This window comes from Microcella sp. (assembly GCF_019739195.1).
Taxonomy (GTDB): domain Bacteria; phylum Actinomycetota; class Actinomycetes; order Actinomycetales; family Microbacteriaceae; genus Microcella.
The window spans coordinates 2514637-2532312 of the sequence record NZ_JAHHDS010000003.1 but is presented as its reverse complement, the minus strand read 5'-3'; the positions used below and the strand labels follow the sequence as shown (position 1 = coordinate 2532312).

The 17676-nt window shown below is 68.5% G+C and carries 16 protein-coding genes; 7 read left to right on the top strand and 9 right to left on the bottom strand.

Going from position 1 to position 17676, the window contains the following annotated elements; translation table 11 throughout:
* The first annotated feature begins 52 nt into the window (after positions 1 to 52).
* The 6 genes from KL788_RS13935 (at position 53) to KL788_RS13910 (ending at position 7062) form a co-directional block, all read left to right on the top strand.
* Positions 53 to 1942, top strand: coding sequence for an amylosucrase (locus KL788_RS13935; protein ID WP_293173369.1), 1890 nt, complete (start codon positions 53 to 55; stop codon positions 1940 to 1942).
* A gap of 80 nt (positions 1943 to 2022) precedes the next feature.
* Positions 2023 to 4566 carry an aminopeptidase N gene (pepN, locus tag KL788_RS13930; RefSeq protein WP_293173038.1) on the top strand — a complete coding sequence of 848 codons (2544 nt, stop codon included), beginning with the start codon at positions 2023 to 2025 and terminating at the stop codon, positions 4564 to 4566.
* A gap of 120 nt (positions 4567 to 4686) precedes the next feature.
* Positions 4687 to 5013, top strand: a complete 327-nt coding sequence (locus KL788_RS13925; RefSeq protein WP_293173035.1) for a hypothetical protein — start codon at positions 4687 to 4689, stop codon at positions 5011 to 5013.
* 44 nt (positions 5014 to 5057) lie between these two features.
* Positions 5058 to 6041 (top strand): mechanosensitive ion channel family protein, encoded by a 984-nt coding sequence (locus tag KL788_RS13920; protein WP_293173032.1) that lies wholly within the window; start codon positions 5058 to 5060, stop codon positions 6039 to 6041.
* Between the two features lie 26 nt (positions 6042 to 6067).
* A complete protein-coding gene (locus tag KL788_RS13915; protein ID WP_293173029.1) occupies positions 6068 to 6487 on the top strand; it encodes a globin in 420 nt (139 codons plus the stop codon).
* Positions 6484 to 7062: a hypothetical protein gene (locus tag KL788_RS13910; protein WP_293173026.1), complete on the top strand. Its 579-nt coding sequence runs from the start codon at positions 6484 to 6486 to the stop codon at positions 7060 to 7062. The genes KL788_RS13915 and KL788_RS13910 overlap by 4 nt, the downstream gene beginning before the upstream one ends.
* Before the next feature lie 13 nt (positions 7063 to 7075).
* Here KL788_RS13910 and KL788_RS13905 read toward each other — a convergent pair whose 3' ends face one another.
* Genes KL788_RS13905 through KL788_RS13885 form a run of 5 tightly spaced genes read right to left on the bottom strand, consistent with a single transcriptional unit; the run spans position 7076 to position 13002 of the window.
* A complete protein-coding gene (locus tag KL788_RS13905; protein ID WP_293173023.1) occupies positions 7076 to 7879 on the bottom strand; it encodes an HpcH/HpaI aldolase/citrate lyase family protein in 804 nt (267 codons plus the stop codon).
* A complete protein-coding gene (locus tag KL788_RS13900; protein ID WP_293173020.1) occupies positions 7876 to 8355 on the bottom strand; it encodes a MaoC family dehydratase in 480 nt (159 codons plus the stop codon). Before KL788_RS13900 ends, KL788_RS13905 begins: the two co-directional genes overlap by 4 nt.
* Entirely contained in the window at positions 8352 to 9500 is a 1149-nt protein-coding gene (locus KL788_RS13895; protein WP_293173017.1) for an acyl-CoA dehydrogenase family protein, read from the bottom strand. Before KL788_RS13895 ends, KL788_RS13900 begins: the two co-directional genes overlap by 4 nt.
* The gene (locus tag KL788_RS13890) at positions 9497 to 11401 is read right to left on the bottom strand and encodes an acetyl/propionyl/methylcrotonyl-CoA carboxylase subunit alpha (RefSeq protein WP_293173014.1); all 1905 of its coding nucleotides are present in this window, start codon (positions 11399 to 11401) and stop codon (positions 9497 to 9499) included. Before KL788_RS13890 ends, KL788_RS13895 begins: the two co-directional genes overlap by 4 nt.
* Before the next feature lie 5 nt (positions 11402 to 11406).
* A complete protein-coding gene (locus KL788_RS13885; protein WP_293173011.1) occupies positions 11407 to 13002 on the bottom strand; it encodes a carboxyl transferase domain-containing protein in 1596 nt (531 codons plus the stop codon).
* 121 nt (positions 13003 to 13123) lie between these two features.
* Here KL788_RS13885 and KL788_RS13880 point away from each other — a divergent pair, with 121 nt between their 5' ends.
* Positions 13124 to 13723 carry an SACE_7040 family transcriptional regulator gene (locus KL788_RS13880; protein ID WP_293173008.1) on the top strand — a complete coding sequence of 200 codons (600 nt, stop codon included), beginning with the start codon at positions 13124 to 13126 and terminating at the stop codon, positions 13721 to 13723.
* Here the strand turns inward: KL788_RS13880 and KL788_RS13875 are convergent.
* The 4 genes from KL788_RS13875 to pdhA are packed head-to-tail and all read right to left on the bottom strand — an operon-like array spanning position 13720 to position 17483.
* Positions 13720 to 14055: a hypothetical protein gene (locus tag KL788_RS13875; RefSeq protein WP_293173005.1), complete on the bottom strand. Its 336-nt coding sequence runs from the start codon at positions 14053 to 14055 to the stop codon at positions 13720 to 13722. The genes KL788_RS13880 and KL788_RS13875 overlap by 4 nt on opposite strands.
* 4 nt (positions 14056 to 14059) lie before the next feature.
* Complete coding sequence (locus KL788_RS13870) at positions 14060 to 15412, bottom strand: dihydrolipoamide acetyltransferase family protein (protein WP_293173002.1); 1353 nt, start codon at positions 15410 to 15412, stop codon at positions 14060 to 14062.
* Complete coding sequence (locus KL788_RS13865) at positions 15409 to 16410, bottom strand: alpha-ketoacid dehydrogenase subunit beta (RefSeq protein ID WP_293172999.1); 1002 nt, start codon at positions 16408 to 16410, stop codon at positions 15409 to 15411. Before KL788_RS13865 ends, KL788_RS13870 begins: the two co-directional genes overlap by 4 nt.
* Entirely contained in the window at positions 16407 to 17483 is a 1077-nt protein-coding gene (pdhA, locus tag KL788_RS13860; protein WP_293172996.1) for a pyruvate dehydrogenase (acetyl-transferring) E1 component subunit alpha, read from the bottom strand. The genes KL788_RS13865 and pdhA overlap by 4 nt, the downstream gene beginning before the upstream one ends.
* Between the last annotated feature and the right edge of the window lie 193 nt (positions 17484 to 17676).

Here is a 17676-nt window from a genome sequence, read left to right as displayed (position 1 = left end):
GGTCCCAGCACGTCGACGTAGACTGGCGCGCGTGCCGATCACCGACGACAGGATGCGGGCGCTCAACGACGTGCGCCGCCCCGACACCGCGCCCGCTCGCTGGTCGGCCCTGGTCGCGCGCATCGAGCGCGAGCTGCCCCGACTGCAGAGTCTCTTCGAGCGCATATACGGCGAGTCAGATCAGACCGAGGCCGAGCTGCGCTCTCTGCTCGTGCAAGTCGCCGTCTCAGCGCAAGAGCGCAGCGACGAGCTGACGGCGCTCGACGCCCGGCGCGAGAGCAACCCGACCTGGTTCCAGTCGAACGACATGCTCGGCGGCGTCTGCTACGTCGACCGCTATGCCGAGACGCTCGACGGGGTGCGGGCGCGCATCCCCTATTTCAGAGAACTGGGCCTGACCTACCTGCACCTCATGCCGCTCTTCGCGGCGCCGGAGGAGAACAGCGACGGCGGGTACGCGGTGTCGAGCTACCGGCAGGTGAACCCCGCCCTCGGCGACATGCAGCAGCTCGAAGCGCTGGCGGCCGAGCTGCGCGCGAACGGCATCGCGCTCGTCGTCGACTTCATCTTCAACCACACCTCGAACGAGCACCAGTGGGCGAAGCTCGCGCAGAGCGGCGATGCGCGCTTCGAGCAGTACTACTACGTCTTCGACGGGCGCGAGATGCCCGACGCCTACGAGCGCACGGTGCGCGAGATCTTTCCCGACGATCACCCCGGCGCGTTCGTGCCCTTCCCCCTCCCCGACGGCACCGTGCCGAGCCGCGACGAGGCCGAGCGCTGGATCTGGGCGACCTTCCACAGCTTCCAGTGGGATCTCAACTACAGCAACCCCGCGGTCTTCCGCGCGATGGCGGGCGAGATGATGTTTCTCGCCAATCGCGGCGTCGACATTCTGCGCATGGACGCGGTCGCCTTCATCTGGAAGCAGCTCGGCACGACGTGCGAGAACCTGCCCGAAGCGCACCTGCTCATCCAGGCGTTCAACGCCGTGCTCGCCATGGCCGCGCCCGCCGTGCTGTTCAAGAGCGAAGCGATCGTGCACCCCGACCAGGTCATCGAGTACATCAGTGTCGACGAGTGCCGCATCAGCTACAACCCGCTGCAGATGGCCCTCATCTGGAACTCGCTCGCCACTCGTGACGGCCGGCTGCTGCAGCAGGCGCTCGACCGCCGCCACACCCTGCCCGAGGGCACCGTGTGGGTCAACTACGTGCGCAGCCACGACGACATCGGCTGGACCTTCGCCGACGAAGACGCCGCAGAGCTCGGCATCGACGGCTTCGACCACCGCCGCTTCTTGAACAGCTTCTACGTCGGCAGGCACGAGGGCAGCTTCGCGCGGGGCATTCCCTTTCAAGACAACCCCGCCACGGGCGACTGTCGCATCTCGGGCACGACGGCGTCGCTCGCAGGGCTCGAAGCGGGCGATGCCGGTGCGATCGGCCGCATCCTGCTCGCGCACTCGATCATTTTGTCGACCGGCGGAATCCCCCTGCTCTACCTCGGCGACGAGGTCGGCCAGCTCAACGACCCGCACTGGGCCGACGACCCCGCGCAGGCCGACGACAGCCGCTGGGCGAACCGCCCGCCCTACCCCGCCGAGCGCTACGCCCAGCGACATGACCCCACCACCGACGCGGGCCGCATCTACTCCGGCCTGCAGCACCTGCTCGAGGTTCGCCGCACGACACCCGAGTTCGCCGGCACGACGCTCATCGGCTTCGACGCGAAGAACCCGCACATCGTGGCCTACCAGCGCCCTGGCCCCGACTCACTCGTGCTCTGCCTCGCGAACGTCGCCGACACCGAGCAGCTCATCGCGCCGCTCACCCTGTCGGGTCTGCCGCCCCTCGCCGTCGACCTGCTGACGGATGCCCGCCACGACCTGCGCCGCGGCCTGAGTCTGCCCGCCCACGGCGCACTGTGGCTGCGCGTCTAGGCTTGTCTTTCGTGCGGCCACGAGCCGCGCATCCGTACCCCGAGTGCTGATCAGCACCGTGCCCCAAGGAGGCCAACGCCGTGCCCGCAGAGAACCTGACCCGCGTCGAAGCGCAAGAGCGCAAGGCCATTGTCGAGACCGAGAGCTATGTCATCGGTCTTGACCTGACGACGGGCGACGAGGTGTTCCGGTCGACGTCGACCGTCACCTTCTCGGCCACCGCGGGCGCGAGCACCTTCATCGATGCGATCACCCGCACGGCGCACAGCGTCACCCTCAACGGCGTCGAGCTCGACGCTTCCGCGGTCGCCGACGGCACGCGCATCCAGCTCGATAACCTCGCCGAGCAGAACGTGCTCACGGTCGTCGCCGACCACGAGTACACGAACTCGGGCGAAGGCCTGCACCGCTTCGTCGACCCGGTCGACGGCGAGGTCTACCTGTACTCGCAGTTCGAGGTGCCCGACAGCCGCCGCGTGTTCGCGGTGTTCGAGCAGCCCGACTTGAAGGCCACGTTCCAGTTCACCGTCACTGCGCCCGCGAGCTGGGTCGTCGTCTCCAACGCGCCCGTCGACAACCGCACCGAGAACGGTGACGCAGCCACGACGGTCTTCGCCGCCACGAAGCGCATCTCGAGCTACATCACCGCGATCATCGCTGGCCCCTACCAGAGCGTGCACAGCGAGCTGACGAGCAGCGACGGACGCACGATTCCCCTCGGCATCTTCGCCCGCGCGAGCCTCTTCGAGCACCTCGACGCTGACTACATCTTCGACATCACGCGCAAGGGCTTCGAGTACTTCGAGTCGAAGTTCGGCGTCGCCTACCCCTTCGAGAAGTACGACCAGCTCTTCGTACCCGAGTTCAATGCCGGCGCCATGGAGAACGCGGGGGCCGTGACCTTCACCGAGGTCTACATCTTCCGCAGTAAGGTCACCGACGCGGTGAAAGAGCGCCGCGTCGTCACGATCTTGCACGAGCTCGCGCACATGTGGTTCGGCGACCTGGTCACCATGAAGTGGTGGAACGACCTGTGGCTCAACGAGTCGTTCGCCGAATGGGCGTCGACGATCGCCACGGCCGAAGCCACCGAGTGGACCGAGGCGTGGACAACCTTCCAGGCCATGGAGAAGAGCTGGGCATACCGTCAAGACCAGCTGCCGAGCACGCACCCCGTCGTCGCGACCATCAACGACCTCGAAGACGTGCAGGTCAACTTCGACGGCATCACCTACGCCAAGGGCGGCAGCGTGCTCAAGCAACTCGTCGCCTGGGTCGGCCAAGACGCCTTCTTCGCTGGCGTCGGCCGCTACTTCGACAAGCACGCCTGGGGCAACACCGAGCTGAGCGACCTGCTGCACGAGCTCGAGCAGACGAGCGGCCGCCAACTCGGTGACTGGTCGAAACTCTGGCTCGAGACCTCCGGTGTCAACACACTGCGCCCCGAACTGACGGTCGACGAGTCGGGCGTCATCACGAGCTTCGCCGTGCTGCAGAGCGCGCACCCCGACTACCCGACGATCCGTCCGCACCGCATGGCGGTGGGCTTCTACGAGCTGGTGGATGGTGCGCTGACGCGCACTCACCGTCTCGAGCTCGACGTCGACGGCACCCGCACCGAGGTGCCCGAGCTGATCGGCATGCCGCGCCCGGCGCTCGTGCTGCTCAACGACGACGACCTCGCCTACGCCAAGATTCGCCTCGACGAAGACTCGCTCGCGGTCGCGATCGAGCACCTGGCGAAGATCGAGAACCCCCTTGCCCGCTCGCTCGTGTGGGGCTCGGCGTGGGATTCGACGCGCGATGCCGAGACGGCACCTCGCGACTACGTGCGCCTCGTGCTCGGCAACATCGCGAGCGAGACCGAATCGACCACGGTGCGCACGACGCTCACGCAGCTGCTCACCGTGGCCCGCCTCTACGTCGACCCGGCTGCGCGCCCCGGCACGATCGCCGAGATCGGCGATGCGCTGTGGTCGCTCGCTCAGTCTGCCGAGGCCGGAAGCGACAGCCAGTTCCAGTTCGTGAAGTTCTTCGCGAACGTCGCGAGCACGCCGTCCCACGTCGAAACGCTCGCTGGCTTGCGCGACGGCTCGATCACCCTGCCCGGCGTCGAGATCGACACCGACCTCGAGTGGGAGCTACTCGAGGGCCTCGCGATCAACGGCGCAGCATCCCGAGCCGACATCGACGCAGCGCTCGCCCGCGACAACACCTCGAACGGCCAGCAGGCGGCCGCTCGTGCCGCGGCTGCACTGCCCGGCGTCGACGACAAGCGCGCGGCGTTCGACTCGCTCGTGGCGAGCGACGAACTGCCCAACGTCATCGTGCGCATGACGGCGATGGGCTACACGCACGTCAACGACCCCGCCAACCTCGAGCCGCTCGTGGCCCCCTACTTCGACGCCCTGCGCGAGGTGTGGTCGAGCCGCACGCACGCGATCGCCGAGTACATCGTTCTCGGGCTCTACCCGGCGCCGCTCGCCTCGAGCGAGCTCGTCGAGGCGACGAACGCCTGGCTCGAGGCGAACAGCGATGCCCCGCCCGCCCTGCGCCGCCTCGTCACCGAGAACCTCGCTGGGGTCGAGCGCGCACTCGCCGCGCAAGACCGCGACCGAACGTGAGCTGAGTGGCGGCGAGAATCACGACCATGGGGCGGCCCGAAACGCAACCCCTGTCGAGCGTGACGCACCCGAACTACCGTGTCGTGCTGACAGCACACCACACGACAGGACGGAGTTGTCATGGACATCATTGAGCAGGTTCGCGAGGGAATGGACGTCGTCGACGCGAACGGGGAGAAGATTGGCACTGTGCGCTATGTGCGCATGGGCGACCCCGACGCGGCCACCGACGAGGGGCAGTCGGTGCCTCGTGAACCCATGGCTGACTTTCTCGTGAGAATCTTCGGGTCGACCCCTGATCTGAGCGACGAGCAGGCCGCGAGGCTGGCCCGCGTCGGTTTTGTGCAAGTCGATCGCGCCTTGTTCGAGAGCGATGTTTTCGTGGCGAGCGACCAACTGGCTCGGGTCGATGACGATGTGCTGCACCTGAGCATCGCCGTCGATTAGCGCCCAGACTCGTCGATGCAGGCCACGCCCTAGACTCGGAGTCGATGGAGACCTTCGACTGGGCAGCCTTCTGGGCTGCCATCGGCACGTTCTTGACGACGTACGACGCGCCCTTCCGCATCGTCGGCGTCATCATCGGCGCGATGCTGCTGCGGGTGATTCTCGTCGCCATCATCCGCCGGGTGGTCGACCGGGTCGTCTCGGGCGTCAAGAAGTCGCAGAACGTCGATGACACCGTCGAGCTCAACGCCTCCCCTCTCTACGCCGTGCGCGTCGTGCAGCGCACGCGCACGATGGGCTCGGTGCTCAACAACCTCGTCACGTGGGGCATCGTCTCGGTCGCGTTCGTGCTCATTCTCGGCGAGCTCAACTTCTCGGTCACGGCGCTCATCGCCTCGGCCGGCATCTTGGGCGCGGCGCTGGGCTTCGGCGCGCAGAACGTCGTGAAAGACATGCTCAACGGCCTATTCATGGTGTTCGAAGACCAGCTCGGCGTCGGCGACATCGTTGAGCTGCAGTCGACGCAGGGGCCGGTCGGCGGCGTCGTCGAGACGGTCGGCGTGCGCGTCACCCAGGTGCGCGACGTCGGCGGAACCCTCTGGTACGTGCGCAACGGCGAGATCATCAATGTCGGCAACAAGTCGCAAGGCTGGGCGCGCGTCATCATCGACATTCCCGCCCCCTACTCGTCTGACGTCGACGCGGTGCAGCAGGTGCTGCTCGACACCGCTCAAGCCATGGCCGACGAGCCCGAGTACAAGCGCAAGGTGCTCGAGAAGCCCGAGGTCTGGGGCATCGAGTCGATCTCGGCCGAGGCCCTCGTGATCCGTCTCGTCATGAAGGTACGCACGGCCGACCAGTTCGACATCGCCCGCGTGCTGCGACTGCGCCTCAAGCTCGCGCTCGACCAGATGGGCGTTGCCGTGCCCTCGCTCAACCGCGTGGTCATGGACGGCCTCGCGTCGCCGTCGCCCAAGTCAGGCAGCCGCCGCCCGTCGGCCGCGCCGCCGGAAGACAGCGACCTGTGACCGCCGTCGGCGGGGAGGGGTGACGCATGGTCGAGCTCGGTCAGCGCAGCGGTGATGACCCGCAGACCACCTTTTACGAGCAGGTGGGCGGCCACGAGACGTTCGAGTTGCTGGTGCGCCGGTTCTACGACGGCGTCGCGGCCGACCCGGTGCTGAAGCCCATGTACCCCGACGACGACATGGAGGGGGCCATCTGGCGCCTGACAGCCTTTCTCGAGCAGTACTGGGGCGGGCCGGGCACCTACAGCCAACAGCGCGGGCACCCTCGCTTGCGCATGCGGCACAACCCCTTTCACATCAATCCGGATGCTCGCGATCGGTGGCTCTCTCACATGAGGGCGGCTGTCGAAAGCCTGACCCTGTCGCCCTTGCACGAGGCGACGCTCTGGGACTACCTGGAGCGCGCCGCCTTCGCCATGGTCAACACCTTCGAGGAGACCCCATGACCGACCCTGACCCCACCACGCCTCGGCCCGACCCGTACGCGTCGGCGCCCAACCCGTACTCGCGCGAAACGCCCGCGGCAGCGCTGCGCGCCCCCGAGGGCACCGACCCGTACACGCTGTGGATCTGGCTGATCGTGGCCCTTCCGGTCGTGCAGACGCTGCCCATCTTCTTCATCGACTGGTCGAGCTTCATCGACGCGAGCCTCGCCGACCCGACCGGACTCGGGGCCTACTCGGTGCTGTTCTCACCCGCCTACCTCGTGCTCATCGCGTTCGGCTGGATCGGCACCGGGCTGATGTTCTGGTTCGCCTATCTCGACTGGCGCGAGTTGCAGCGCCGTGGCGTGCCACAGCCCTTCCACTGGGCCTGGATCTTCTTGACCCTCGCCGTGAGCTACGCCGTCTACACGATCGGCCGATCGGTCGTCGTCAAGCGCCGCACCGGCCGCGGCTCGGCACCGATGTGGATCACGATCGCGACGATCGTCGCCGGGTTCGGCGTCGGCATCTGGATCACCGTCGTCATCTTCCAAGGGCTCTTCGACGTGCTGTCGACGACCTCGTTCGGTCCCTAGACCGACTCGCTCGCTACGACGCGACTCGTGCGCGCTGCAGTACACGGCGGGCGTGGCGAACCACCGGCTCGTCGACCATGACGCCGTCGAGCACGAAGACTCCCGATGCGCCTTGCGCGGCGTCGACGACAGCGCGAGCATGAACGATGTCGGCCTCACTCGGCCGGTACGCCGCGCGCACCGTCTCGACCTGGCCGGGGTGAATGCACGCGGTCGCCGCGAAACCCTGCGCCGCCGCGTCTCGAGCTTCGAGCCCCAGGCCGTCAAGGTCGGCGATGTCGAGGTGCACCGCGTCGATCGCGGTCTTGCCGTGAGCGCCGGCGGCGACCAGGATGCGCGCCCGAGCGTGCACCGCGACATCGCGATAGCGGGCGTCGTCATGTCGGCTCGACGAGCCGCCCAGTGACGCGACGAGATCTTCGGCTCCCCACATGAGGGCGACGACGTGCGGCTGCGCGGCGAGCGCCTCGCTCGCGAGCACTCCCGCCGCCGTCTCGCACAGCGCGATGACCGAGTAGCTCTCGAGCCCCGTGGCATCGACCGCCTTCGGCAGCATGATCGTGCGGTAGGCAGTCTGCTCCAGTGCGGCGACATCGAGCGTGTGGTCATCGGTGCCGCGAGCGTTGACCCGCACGATCGTCGTGGCCGGGTCGAGTGGGTGGTCGATGAGGGCGCGGCGAGCATCCGTCTTGTCGGCGGGCGCGACAGCGTCTTCGAGATCGAGGATGACCGCGTCTGCCCGTTCGGCGGCTTTCTGGTACCGATCGGGGCGATCGGCCGGGCAGAAGAGCAGCGCGGGGCCGAGGTCGAGACTCACGACCGCGCGCCCTCGCACCACACGAGCGCTGATCGCTCGGCTGTCGCCACGACGACACCCTCCTGATTGCGAGCGCTGTGATGCAGCACGACGATGCCCTGTCCGGGTCGCGACGACGAGAGTCGCTTGCTCTCGACGAGCGTCTCGAAGTAGAGCGTGTCGCCGTGCCTCACCGGGTGCGGAAAGGCGACGGCCCCGAACCCGAGGTTGGCCACGATCGTGCCCTGGGTCAGTTGAGCGACGGATGCTCCGACCATGGTCGAGAGTGTGAACATCGAGTTCACCAGCCGCTCGCCGAAGGGCTGCTGCGCCGACCACGCCGCGTCGAGGTGCAGTGACTGCGTGTTCATGGTCATCGTGGTGAACAGCACGTTGTCGGCCTCGGTCGCGGTGCGGCCCGGCGCGTGCGCGTAGGTCGCCCCGACCTCGAACTCCTCGAACCAGAGCCCGCGCTGTTCGATACGGCGACCCGTCATGCGAGCCCCAGCTGTCGCGAAATGATCATGAGCTGCACCTCCGTCGTGCCTTCGCCGACCTCGAGAATCTTCGAGTCACGGTAGTGCCTTGCGACCGCATTCTCGTTCAAGAAGCCGTATCCGCCGAAGATGTGGCTCGCATCGCGCGCATTGGCCATGGCGGCTTCACTCGAGACGAGCTTGGCGATGCTCGCCTGCATCGAGAACGGGGTGCCTTCTACGATGCGGCGGGCGGCGTCATAGGTGACGAGCCGGGCCTGGTGCACCCGCGCCTGCATGCGGGCGATCATGAAAGCGATGTGCTGGTTGTCGCCAATCGGCCGACCGAACACGACGCGCTCTTTCGCATAGCGCAGGGCCTCTTCGAGGCAGCCCTGCGCAGCGCCCGTGCAGAGAGCCGCGAAGGCCACGCGGCCCTCGTCGAGCGTCTTCAGAAACGATGCAAAGCCCTTGCCGCGCTCGCCCAGCAGGTTCTCGCGCGGCACGCGCACGTTCTCGAACGTCAGCGGGTGCGTGTCGGAGGTGTGCCAGCCGACCTTGTCGTAGGCGGGGTGCACGGTGAGCCCCGGGGTGCCGCTCGGCACCAGAATCGCGCTCAGTTCGGGGGCTCCGTTCTCGCGTCGGCCGGTGACTGCCGTCACGGTAATGAGTCGCGTGATGTCAGAGCCCGAATTGGTGATGAACTGCTTCGAGCCGTTGATGACCCACTCGTCGCCGTCGAGCTCGGCGGTCGTCTTCGTCGCGCCCGCATCCGAGCCCGCTTCGGCCTCGGTGAGCCCGAACGCCGCGAGAGCCTCGCCCCGCGCGAGCATTGGCACCCACTGCTGCTTCTGCACCTCGGTGCCGTCGCGCAGCAGCGGCATGACGCCGAGGCCGAGGCCCGCCTCGAGGGTCACGGCGATCGATTGGTCGACGCGCGCGAGCTGCTCGACGGCGAGGCACAGCTCGACATAGGTCTTGCCCTGCCCGCCGTACTGCTCGGGCACGGCGAGGCCGAACAGCCCCATCTCGCCCATCTGCCGAATGATGTCGTAGGGCAGCTCGCGCTTCGTGTCGTACTCGTAGGCGGCGGGCGCCACGACGGTGTCGGCGAACGCGCGCACCTCGTCGCTCAGGCGCTGCTGCTCGGGGGTGAGGGTCGTCATGCGGGGTCTCCTTCGTGGGGATGTATGTGCGCGACGACCTGGTCGAGTCTGACCTGGTCGCCCACCGCGACGGTGACCGTCACGGTTCCGGCGACGGAGGCGAGCATGGTGTGCTCCATCTTCATCGCCTCGATCGTCACGAGCGGGTCTCCCGCAACGACCAAATCTCCAGTGGATGCTCGCAGCGCGACAACCGCGCCGGGCATCGCCGAGCGCACGGTCGGGTCGGCGACTCCGGCCACCCGCGTGAGGCTCGCCCGGTGGTCGGCGAGCTGCTCGGCGCGGCTGCGGCGGCGTAGCCGGTAGGTCGTGCCGTCGACGTGCACCCAGGTCATGCTCTCCGCGCGCTCGACGACGGCACGCTCGTGGCCGCGCTCGTCGGGCGCGGTCATCGCGCCGTCGATGTCGTAGCGCGCGGGGCGGTGCTCGCCGAGACGCCACCCCGAGGGCATGCACCACAGGGGGCTGTCAGAACGCTGCGCTGCAGCCTCGGCGGCACGGTGCTCGGCACGCGCGGCCACCGCTCGCACCGAGGGCGGCGTCTCGGGCAGGGTGAGGTCGCTGCGCTCGATGAGCCCCGTGTCGAGCTCACCGCTGCGCACCTCATCGAGGGCGAGCAGCGCGCGCAAAAACGCGGCGTTGGTCTGCACACCGAGCACGACGGTGTCGGCGAGCGCAGCATCCAGTCGCTCGATCGCCTGTGCGCGATCGTGACCGTGCCCGATGACTTTGGCGAGCATCGGGTCGTAGTCGGCGCCGATCTCGAGGCCCTCGATCAGTGCGCTGTCGACGCGCACGCCCGGGCCGGCGGGCTCGCGCAGCCGCAGCACCGTGCCGGTCTCGGGCACGAAGCCGCGGGAGGGGTCTTCGGCGTAGAGCCGCGCCTCGACGGCGTGGCCCGTGATCGTGAGGGGCGGCAGGTTCAGCGGCTCCCCCGCGGCAATGCGCACCTGCTGCTCGACGAGGTCGACCCCCGTCACGAGCTCGGTCACGGGGTGCTCGACCTGCAGGCGCGTGTTCATCTCCATAAAGAAGAACTCGTCGGGGCGCTCGGCAGAGACCAGAAACTCGACCGTGCCGGCCCCGACGTAGTCGACGCTGCGCGCCACCTCGCACGCCGCCTCGCCGATGCGCTCGCGCGTCTGCTCGTCGAGCAGGGCCGAGGGCGCCTCTTCGATGATCTTCTGGTGACGACGTTGCAGCGAGCACTCGCGCTCGCCTAGGTGCACGACGGTGCCGTGCCGGTCGGCGAGCACCTGCACCTCGATGTGGCGCGGCGAGGTGATGAAGCGCTCGAGCAGCAGGGTGTCGTCGCCGAAGGCCGCACGGGCGACCCGCCGCGCACTGCGCAGCGCTTCGGGCAGCTGCTCGGCGCTCTCGACGACCGACATGCCCTTGCCCCCGCCGCCCGCCGACGGCTTGATGATGAGCGGAAAGCCGACGGTCGCGGCCCCCGCAATCAGGTCGTCGTCGGTATCGCCCGCCGCACCGATGCCGGGCGTGATCGGCACGCCCCGCGCGCCGACGTGGTCGCGCGAGCGGATCTTGTCGCCCATGGTCGTGATGGCCCCGATCGGCGGCCCGATGAAGACGATGCCCGCCGCGTCGCAAGCGCTCGCGAAGTGGGCATTCTCCGAGAGGAAGCCGTAGCCGGGGTGAATCGCCTGCGCGCCGGTCTGCCGTGCGGCGTCGATCACGGCCTCGATGCTCAGGTAGCTCGACGCAGCGGGGGCCGGGCCGATGCGCACCGCGATATCCGCCTCTCGCACGTGCCGTGCATCCGCATCGGCGTCGCTGTAGACCGCCACCGAGCGGATGCCGAGCGCACGCAGGGTGCGGATCACGCGGCAGGCGATCTCACCGCGGTTGGCGACGAGCACCGTGTCGAACAGGGAGGCCATGCCCCTCACATCCGGAACAGGCCGAAGGCCGGGTCGGGCAGCGGCGTGCGGCTGCAGAGCTCGAGCGCGAGGCCGAGCACGGTGCGAGTGTCGGCGGGGTCGATGATGCCGTCATCCCACAGACGGCCGGTCGAGTAGTAGGGGCTGCCCTGACTCTCGTACTGCGCGCGGATCGGTTCTTCGAACGCCGCCTGATCGTCCGCCGACCAGTCGTCGCCGAGCTGGTCGCGGCGCACGGTCGAGAGCACCTTGGCCGCCTGCTGCCCGCCCATGACCGAGATGCGGGCGTTGGGCCACATCCACAAGAAGCGCGGCGAGTAGGCCCGCCCGCACATCGAGTAGTTGCCTGCCCCGAACGAGCCGCCGATGACGACGGTGAGCTTCGGCACGCGGGTCGTCGCGACGGCCGTGACCATCTTGGCGCCGTGCTTCGCGATGCCCCCGGCCTCGGCATCGCGACCGACCATGAAGCCCGAGATGTTCTGCAGAAACAGCAGCGGAATGCCGCGCTGATCGCACAGCTCGATGAAGTGCGCGCCCTTCACGGCGGCCTCGCTGAACAGCACGCCGTTGTTGGCGACGATGCCAACGGGGTGACCGTGGATGCTCGCGAAGCCCGTCACGAGCGTCGTGCCGTACTCGGCCTTGAACTCGTGCAACTCGCTCGCATCGACGAGCCGCGCGATGACCTCGCGCACGTCGTAGGGCGCCTGCACGTCAGTCGGCACGACGCCGTAGAGCTCGCTCTCGTCGACGACCGGAGGGCGTGCCTCGGTGACCGACCAGGCACGCTCACCGGGCTGCGGCAACGTCGCGACGATATCGCGCACGATCTCGAGCGCGTGCCGGTCGTCGTCGGCGAGGTGGTCGACGACGCCGCTCGTGCGCGCGTGCAGCTCGCCGCCACCGAGCTCTTCGGCCGTGACCTCTTCGCCGATCGCGGCCTTCACCAGCGGCGGGCCGCCGAGAAAGATCGTGCCCTGCCCGCGCACGATCACGGTCTCGTCGCTCATCGCGGGCACGTAGGCGCCGCCCGCCGTGCACGAGCCCATGACCGAGGCGATCTGCGCGATGCCGGCCGCCGACAGTCGAGCCTGGTTGTAGAAGATACGCCCGAAGTGGTCGCGGTCAGGAAAGACCTCGTCTTGCATCGGCAAGTAGGCGCCGCCCGAGTCGACGAGGTAGATGCACGGCAGGCGGTTCTCGAGCGCGACATCTTGCGCACGCAGGTGCTTCTTGACCGTGATCGGAAAGTAGGTGCCGCCCTTGACGGTCGCGTCGTTGCTGATGACGAGTACGGGCCGGCCCTCGACCATGCCGACGCCGGCAATCACGCCCGCGCCCGGCGCTTCGTCGTCGTACAGGCCCGTCGCCGCGAGCGGGGCGAGCTCGAGAAACGGGCTGCCCTCGTCGAGCAGCTGGTCGATGCGCTCGCGCGGCAGCAGCTTGCCGCGGGCGACGTGGCGCTCACGCGAGGCTTCAGAGCCCCCCAGCGCTGCGGTGGCCAGACGCTCGCGCAAGTCGTCGACCAGCGCCTGCATCGCCTCGGCGTTGCGAGCGAAGCTCTCGTGCTGCGCTGCGGTGGATGCGAGCGTCTGCATAGCCCTCCCTCGTGGGGCGCCGGTGCGTCGACGGTGACAGTGGTGGAGAGGCGCCGGGTTAGTGGCGACTAACTGAACTCGATGTTAGTCACCATTAACCGAACTGTCTAGACTGACACCCATGAGCGCGACCCCGCGTACCCAGGCGAAGGCCGATCGCCGCGATGCACTGCTCTCGGCCGCCGCCAGCATGTTTGCCGAACGCGGCTTCGAGCGCGTGTCGCTCGACGATCTCGGCGGAGCCGTCGGCGTCAGTGGCCCTGCCGTCTACCGCCACTTCTCAGGCAAGCAGGCGGTGCTCGCCGCTCTGCTCGTCGACACGAGCGAAGGACTCTGGCAGGGCGGTCAGCGCGTCGTCACCGAGGCTGCGGATGCTCGCGCGGCCTTGAGCGGACTCATCGACTTTCACGTCGACTTCGCCCTCGCGAACGCCGACGTCATCCGCGTGCAAGACCGGGACCTCGACAGCCTCACCGAGACCGACCGTCACCGGGTGCGCTTGCTGCAGCGGCAGTACGTCGAGCTCTGGGTCGATGTACTCGAGCGCGTCGTCGAGGGCGAAGCGCGCCCGACTCTGCGCACGCGAGCTCACGCCGTCTTCGGGCTCATCAACTCGACCCCGCACAGTGGCCGCGACCGCCGCAGTCGCGACCTGCTCGCGACCATGGCCCTCGCGGCCCTCACCGCCCCGAGCCGAACAGCTCGCACGACCGCTCGCTAGCGCACAGCATCCCGAAGCGGTCGAATCGCTCGCGCGAGCACGACGCTCACCTCATCATCGGCGCCGTGGCCTGGCAGGCCCAGAGCACTGCGGTGCACGCTCACTCGCACCTCGGTGAACCCTGCACCGATCATCAGATCGACCATCTCGACGACCGACAGGCACGGCGAGACGACTGCGATCTCACCGCCGGCCCGCAGCGAGGGGCGGCTCTGCGACAGCATCGCGGCCCTCTCAGGCGCGCTCAGGTCGTCGTCGAGAAAGCACACTGTCGCCGGCAGCTCTGCGCCCGAACTGACCGCGAGCGCGTGAACCCACTGCTCGATCACCATCGGTCTAGACCATCGCCAAGGCGGTGGCCGGGTCGCGCAGCAGCGCGCCGACATCGGTGAGCAGCCGTGCCCCCTGCTCGCCGTCAACCAGCCGATGGTCGAACGAGAGGCTCAGGGTGATGACGTCGCGCAGGGCGATCTCGCCCTCGTGCTCCCAGGGCAGCCGTCGCACCGCCCCCATCGCGAGAATTCCCGCTTCGCCGGGATTCAGAATGGGCGTGCCCGCGTCGACCCCGAAGACGCCGATGTTCGTGATCGTAAAGGTGCTGCCGCTCAACTGCGACGGTGCGAGCTCGCCCGCGCGCGCGGCCGCGGCGAGATCCGCAATCTCGGCCGTGAGTTCGGGCAGCGTGCGGCGGTCTGCCGAGGTGATGTGCGGCACCATGAGGCCGCGGTCGGTCGCCACCGCGATGCCGAGATTGACGGTCTCGAACTGCACGATCTCGTTCGCCTCGTCGTCCCACCGACTATTGAGCGAGGGGGTGCGGGCGATCGCCATGCAGACCGCCTTCGACACGAGACCGAGCAGCGATGCCCGCTGACCTGACTCGGTGAGGCGTTGTACGAGTTGTAGCGACCGGGTGACATCGACCGTCAAGAACTCGGTCACGTGCGGTGCTGTGAAGGCGCTCTGCACCATCGCAGCCGCGGTCGCCTTGCGCACCCCACGAATGGGCGTGCGCACCTCGCCCGTGCGCTCGGCACCCGCCACGGTCGGCGGCGTGCTGCCCTCGGCAGCGCGCGTAACGTCGGCGCGCACGATCATGCCGTTCTCGCCCGTGCCCTGCAGAGTCGCCAGGTCGACCCCGAGCTCGTGCGCGAGCTTGCGCACGGGCGGTGCCGCCAGTGCGAGCGCGTGACCCGACGAGACGGGTCGCGGCGCCGCGGGGCGCTGCGCTACGGAGGTCGGAGCGGCGAACGTGCGCTTCTTGCGCTGGGGGCGCTTGCCCGACTCGACACTGGGGCCGTAGCCCACGAGCACGGCGTTGCGCACGGGTGCGTCTGTGGTCTCTGAGGTACTGCCATGGGCGGACTCGGGCTTCTGCGTCTCGGCGGCGTGGCCTTCGGCAGCCTCGTCCGCGGAAGCGCTGTCGGGTGCTGGAGAGTCGGCAGCACCCTCGACCTCGAACCGCACAATCGGGGTGCCGACGGCGACCGTCGTGCCGGGCTCGGCGAGCAGTTCGATGACACGTCCGGCGACGGGCGACGGCAGCTGCACGATCGCCTTCGCTGTCTCGACATCGGCGATCGTCTGGTTGAGCGTCACCAGCTCGCCCGGCGCCACGTGCCACTCGACCAGCTCAGACTCGGTCAGCCCCTCCCCCAAGTCGGGCAGCCGGAACTCGCGGGCAGTCATGATGCGCTCCAGCCGGTCAGGGCGTTCTCGCGCCCCATGACGCGATCGACTGCGTCGAGCATGCGGTCGAGATCGGGAAGGAAGTGCTCTTCGAGGCGCGAGGCGGGGTACGGCACATCGAAGCCGGCCACCCGGGCAGGCGCGGCCTCGAGGTGGTAGAAGCACCGATCGGTGATCGCCGTGGCGATCTCGGCCCCGAGCCCGCCGAACTCTTGCGCCTCGTGTGCGATGACCAGCCGCCCGGTCGTGCGCACGCTCGCCTCGACCGTCTCGAGGTCGAGCGGCGAGAGGCTGCGCAGATCGATGACCTCGATCGACACTCCGTCGTCGGCCGCGGCGGCGGCCGCATCGATCGCGGTTGCGACGAGCGGGCCGTAGGTGACGATGGTGACGTCGGTGCCGGTGACGACGACCCGGGCGGCGTCCATCGGAAAGTCGGCATCCTCATCCACCTCGCCCTTCGTCCAATAGCGGCGCTTGGGCTCGAAGAAGAGCACCGGGTCGTCGCACGCGATCGCCTGGCGAATCATCGTGTGGGCATCTTGCGGCGTCGAGCACGTGACGACCCGCAGCCCCGAGGTGTGGGTGAAGTAGGCCTCGGGAGACTCAGAGTGGTGCTCGACCGCGCCGATGCCGCCCCCGTACGGAACCCTGATCGTGAGCGGCATGCGCACGGCACCTCGCGTGCGGTAGTGCAGCTTCGCCACTTGAGAGACGATCTGGTCGAAGGCCGGATAGATGAAGCCGTCGAACTGGATTTCGCACACGGGGCGAAACCCCCGATAGGCGAGCCCGACGGCCATGCCGATGATGCCCGACTCGGCCAGAGGCATATCCATGACGCGATCGGCTCCGAAGTCGCGCTGCAGTCCGTCGGTGATGCGGAAGACGCCGCCGAGTGCCCCGATGTCTTCGCCGAGGATCACGACTCGGTCGTCGTCGCTCAGAGCGCGGCGCAGGCCCGAGCCGATCGCCTTCGAGAGGGTGAGCTCGGTCATCGCTGCTCCCCCTCGCTCTGCGCCTCGCCGATCGAGGCGAGGTACGCCGCGTACTGCGAGCGCTGGCGAGCGATGCCGCGATGCGGCTCGGCGTACACGTGGTCGAAGACGTCGAGCGGTCTGGGGTCGGCCAGGTCGACGCAGCCCTTCCGAAATCGTGCGGCGATCTCATCGGCGCGCCCAGCGATCGCCTCAGCCAGCTCATCGGTGAGCACGCCGGTGTCGCGCAAGTGGGCTTCGACGCGGGCGAGCGGGTCTTTCGCCGCCCACTCTTCGCGCTGCAGCGGGTCGATGTAGCGGCTCGGGTCGTCAGAGGTGGTGTGCGGCCCCATGCGGTAGGTCACAGCCTCGATGAAGGTGGGCCCCTCGCCCGCGCGAGCGCGCTCGAGGGCCTGTCGCGTGGCCGCCATGACCGCGAGAACGTCATTGCCGTCGACGCGGATGCTCGGAATACCGAACCCGGGCGCCCGCTCGGCGATGGGTCGCTGCGCCTGCAAGCCCACCGGCTCAGAGATCGCCCACTGGTTGTTCTGGCAGAAGAAGATCACGGGCGCGCGGAACGAGGCCGCGAAGATCATCGCCTCGTTGACGTCGCCTTCACTCGTCGCGCCGTCGCCGAAGTAGGCGACCGCCACTGAGTCGACGCCGTCGCGCAGGCAGCCGACGGCGTAGCCCATGGCGTGCAGCGTCTGCGCCCCGATGACGATCGAGGGGGTCGCCATGCCGACCTCGTAGGGGTTCCACCCCGACTGCGCCGTGCCGCGCCAGACGCGCAGCAGATCGGGCAGTTCGACGCCTCGGCAGTAGGCGACGGCGTTCTCGCGGTAGCTCGAGAACACGAAGTCATCGGGTCGCAGAGTTCGAGCCGAGCCCACCTGGGCTGCCTCTTGACCGAGCAGCGGGGGCCACAGCGCCAGCTCGCCCTGCCGCTGCAGCGCAGTGGCTTCGATGTCGAGACGGCGCACGACGACGAGGTCTTCATAGAGGCTCGCGAGTTGATCGCCCGTGACGTCGGCCACGAAGGGCTCGTACTCGGGGTTCGGCACTCGCTCGCCGGCCGGGTTCAGAAGCATCAGAAGCTCTGGAGACTCAGCCCCTGGGGGCGTGTCGGCAACGGTGTCGTCGGTGCGTGAATCGTCTGACAGGGTCGTGCGCACGGCATTCTCCGATCTGCCCTCACCGTGGCTTGTGACCTCGAGCGGGCGATCCTCACAGCTGCGGCGGGTGAGCCGCGTGCTGACCCGGGCGTCGTTGCCCGGCGTTGCT